Here is a 4,083-nt window from a genome sequence, read left to right as displayed (position 1 = left end):
CCGGGCGGTCCGGGCTACCCAGGCGGTCCGGGGCAGCCGGGCTATCCCGGTGGTGCCGCCGGCTACCCGGCCGGTCCCGGCTACGCGACGTCCGCGTACCCGCCGCCCGGCTACCCGGCCGCCACGGCGTACGCGCCGATCATCAGCTTCGTGCCCGTCCATACCTACCCCAGCGGGGAGGTCCAGTACGGGGCCGTCTACCAGGACCCCGGCGCGTACGCCCAGCAGGGCTTCGCCACCGATGAGCGCGGGGCCCCGCCGGCCGAGGCGGTGGTCCTCCACCCGGACGAGTTCGACTCCTACAGCCACGGGTCCGAAGCCTCAGGTGGTTCGGAGGGCTACCGGGCGCCGTTCGAGCCCCTGGTCCCACCGGAGCCTCCTCCTGCCGACATCCCGGAGGGCGGCTCCGCCCCGTACGGCGACGGCTCCGCCTCCCACAGCGGTGGCGCGCCCGATCACCCGGTGAGCCCCGCCTCGGCCGCCGAGACCGGCGACTCCGAGCCCTGGCAGCAGACCGCCCACCCCTTCGACCCCGAGCACCGGGCGACCCGGCCCGACCACCTTCCTCCGACCGCACACCAGCCGACCGCACACCAGCCGGGCGCGGACCTGCCGGGGGCGGAGCAGGCGACGGTGGAGCAGCCGATGCCGGGCCAGGAGGGGCGGCAGCGGGACAAGCGCGGCTTCTGGCGCCGCTCGAAGTAGCCGCCGACCAGGTACGGTCTCGGCATGCCGCCTACCTGACACAGGCCGCCTAGCTGACAGCGGGCGCAACCCGGCTGATCGATCGGGATTCTCGCCGCCGGAGCAGGCCCCCAGCGCGTACCGGTCCCACGCGGGTCCGGCGAGATGGGTGGCGTTCCGGCCGGTGACGGAGCACCGGCCGGAACGCGAGCGGCCTCGACTTCGGAGCGGCTACGACTTCGGGCGGCGGAAGATCTTGTTGCCGAGCCAGACCAGCGGATCGTACTTGCGGTCGACCACGCGCTCCTTCATGGGGATCAGGGCGTTGTCGGTGATCTTGATGTGCTCGGGGCAGACCTCGGTGCAGCACTTGGTGATGTTGCAGTAGCCGAGGCCGTGCTCCTCCTGGGCCGCCTCCTGGCGGTCCGCCACGTCGTACGGGTGCATGTCGAGCTCGGCGATCCGCATGAGGAAGCGGGGCCCGGCGAAGGCGGGCTTGTTCTCCTCGTGGTCACGGATCACGTGGCAGACGTTGTTGCACATGAAGCACTCGATGCACTTGCGGAACTCCTGGGACCGCTCGACATCGACCTGCTGCATGCGGTACTCGCCGGGGCGCACGTCCGCCGGCGGCGTGAAGGACGGGATCTGCCGCGCCTTCTCGTAGTTGAACGAGACGTCCGTGACCAGGTCCTTGATGACGGGGAAGGTCCGCATCGGGGTGACCGTGATCGTCTCGTCCTCCTCGAACGTGGACATCCGGGTCATGCAGCCCAGCCGCGGCTGGCCGTTGATCTCCATGGAGCAGGAGCCGCACTTGCCCGCCTTGCAGTTCCAGCGGACCGCGAGATCGGGCGCCTGGGTCGCCTGGAGCCGGTGGATGATGTCGAGGACGACCTCGCCCTCGTTCACCTCGACGGTGAAGTCCTCGAGCCTGCCCTCGCCGCCCTCACCGCGCCAGACCTTGAACTTTGCCTTGTAGCTCATGACTTCGCAATCCCGTCCAACTCGGCCAGCTCTTCGTCGGTGAGGTACTTCTTCAGCTCTTCGGTGTCGAACAGAGCGAGCAGGTCGGGCCGCATCGAGGGCTGCTCCTGCTCCTTGACGGTGATCGACGAGCCGTCGGGCGTGAGGCAGATGAGGAGCTTGCGGCGCCATTCCGGTTCCATGCTCGGGAAGTCGTCGCGGGTGTGCCCGCCGCGGCTCTCCTCGCGGAGCAGCGCGGCGCGGGCCACGCACTCGGAGACGAGGATCATGTTGCGCAGGTCGAGCGCGAGGTGCCAGCCGGGGTTGTAGATGCGTGACCCGGCCGCGCCGACGAGGCGGACGCGTTCCTTGAGCTTCTCGATGACCTCCAGGGCCTCGCCGACCTCTTCGGCCTTGCGGATGATGCCGACGAGCTCGTTCATGGTGCGCTGCAGCTCGTGGTGCACCTCGTACGGGTTCTCGCCGGAGCGTTCGAGGGGCGCCAGGGCCTCGGCGCGTGCCTCCTCGACGAGCTGGGGCGACACCTTGGGCCGGGCGGCCAGCCCGTCGATGTACGCCGCGGCGCCCGCCCCGGCCCGCCGCCCGAAGACCAGCAGGTCGGACAGCGAGTTGCCGCCGAGGCGGTTGGAGCCGTGCATGCCGCCGGAGACCTCGCCCGCGGCGAAGAGCCCGGGCACGGCCGCGGCGGCGGTGTCGGCGTCGACCTCGACGCCGCCCATGATGTAGTGGCAGGTCGGGCCCACCTGCATGGGCTCGGCCGTGATGTCGACGTCGGCCAGCTCCTTGAACTGGTGGTGCATCGACGGGAGCCGCCTCTTGATCTCCTCGGCGGGCAGCCTGGAGGAGACGTCCAGGAAGACGCCGCCCTGCGGCGAGCCGCGGCCGGCCTTCACCTCGGAGTTGATCGCGCGCGCCACCTCGTCACGCGGCAGCAGCTCCGGCGGCCGGCGGTTGTTGGCCTGGTCGGTGTACCAGCGGTCGGCCTCCTCCTCGGTGGTGGCGTACTTGTCCTTGAACACCTCGGGGATGTACTTGAACATGAAGCGGTCGCCGTCGGAGTTGCGCAGCACGCCGCCGTCGCCGCGGACCGACTCGGTGACGAGGATGCCCCGCACGGAGGGCGGCCAGACCATCCCCGTGGGGTGGAACTGGATGAACTCCATGTTGATCAGGTTGGCCCCGGCGAGCAGTGCCAGCGCGTGGCCGTCGCCGGTGTACTCCCAGGAGTTGGAGGTCACCACGTACGACTTGCCGATGCCTCCGGTGGCGAGCACCACGGCGGGGGCGTCGAAGACGATGAGGTTGCCGGTCTCGCGCCAGTAGCCGAACGCGCCGGAGATGCGCTCGCCGTCCTTGAGCAGGCGGGTGACCGTGCACTCGGCGAAGACCTTGATGTAGGCCTCGTAGTCGCCGTGCGTCTCCTGGTCCTCCTGCTGCAGGGCCACCACGCGCTGCTGGAGCGTGCGGATCAGCTCCAGGCCGGTGCGGTCGCCGACGTGGGCCAGGCGCGGGTACTCGTGCCCGCCGAAGTTGCGCTGGCTGATCTTGCCGTCCTTGGTGCGGTCGAAGAGCGCGCCCCAGGCCTCCAGCTCCCAGACCCGGTCGGGGGCCTCCTTGGCATGCAGTTCGGCCATCCGCCAGTTGTTCAGGAACTTGCCGCCCCGCATGGTGTCACGGAAGTGCACCATCCAGTTGTCCTCGGAGTTGACGTTGCCCATCGCGGCGGCCGCTCCGCCCTCGGCCATGACGGTGTGCGCCTTGCCGAACAGCGACTTGCAGACGATCGCCGTGCGCTTGCCCTGCTGGCGGGCCTCGATGGCGGCTCGCAGACCCGCGCCGCCCGCGCCGATGACGACGACGTCGTATTCGTGACGCTCGATATTCAAGGTGTTTTCCACTGGAGGCGGTCCTTACGCGTACGGGAAGGCGATGATGCCCTTGGCGACCAGGCGGACGTAGAGGTCGGCGCCCATCACCGAGTACATCGACGCCCACGCGAGGGGCTGGTGCTTGGCGTTGAGCTTGGAGACGAACGTCCAGGCCCGGTAGCGGAGCGGGTGACGTGAGAAGTGGTTGAGCCGTCCCGCGGTGATGTGCCGGCAGGAGTGGCAGCCCAGGGTGTAGCCGAAGATCAGGACGGCGTTGAGCAGCAGGATCCAGCTGCCGAGGCCGAGCGGCGTGTGGACGAGCGCCAGGACGGCGTCGTAGGCCAGGATGGCGCCGATCACGAGGGCGAGGTAGAAGAAGTAGCGGTGGACGTTCTGGATGATCAGCGGGAAGCGGGTCTCACCGGTGTACTTCCCGTGCGGCTCCTGAACGGCGCAGGCCGCCGGCGACAGCCAGAACGACCGGTAGTAGGACTTGCGGTAGTAGTAGCAGGTCAGCCGGAACCCACCCGGCAGGCCGAGGATC

The 4,083-nt window shown here is 69.6% G+C and carries 3 protein-coding genes and 1 pseudogene; 1 reads left to right on the top strand and 3 read right to left on the bottom strand.

Going from position 1 to position 4,083, the window contains the following annotated elements; genetic code table 11:
- Positions 1-150: 150 nt before the first annotated feature.
- Positions 151-705 carry a hypothetical protein gene (locus DAT37_RS37750; protein ID WP_109529747.1) on the top strand — a complete coding sequence of 185 codons (555 nt, stop codon included), beginning with the start codon at positions 151-153 and terminating at the stop codon, positions 703-705.
- A 210-nt stretch (positions 706-915) separates the two neighbouring features.
- Here the strand turns inward: DAT37_RS37750 and DAT37_RS37745 are convergent, their stop codons facing one another.
- From DAT37_RS37745 to DAT37_RS37735, 3 genes and pseudogenes are all read right to left on the bottom strand, one after another.
- Entirely contained in the window at positions 916-1,671 is a 756-nt protein-coding gene (locus tag DAT37_RS37745) for a succinate dehydrogenase/fumarate reductase iron-sulfur subunit (protein ID WP_109529746.1), read from the bottom strand.
- Positions 1,668-3,569: a fumarate reductase/succinate dehydrogenase flavoprotein subunit gene (locus DAT37_RS37740; protein ID WP_232840246.1), complete on the bottom strand. Its 1,902-nt coding sequence runs from the start codon at positions 3,567-3,569 to the stop codon at positions 1,668-1,670. Before DAT37_RS37740 ends, DAT37_RS37745 begins: the two co-directional genes overlap by 4 nt.
- A gap of 12 nt (positions 3,570-3,581) precedes the next feature.
- A pseudogene (locus DAT37_RS37735) lies at positions 3,582-4,083 on the bottom strand (hypothetical protein); the annotation flags it as partial.

The organism is Nocardia aurea (genome assembly GCF_003123685.1).
Taxonomy (GTDB): Bacteria; Actinomycetota; Actinomycetes; order Mycobacteriales; family Mycobacteriaceae; genus Nocardia; species Nocardia aurea.
Note: the sequence above shows the minus strand (reverse complement) of the source record. Positions and strands in the feature narration are given on the sequence as shown.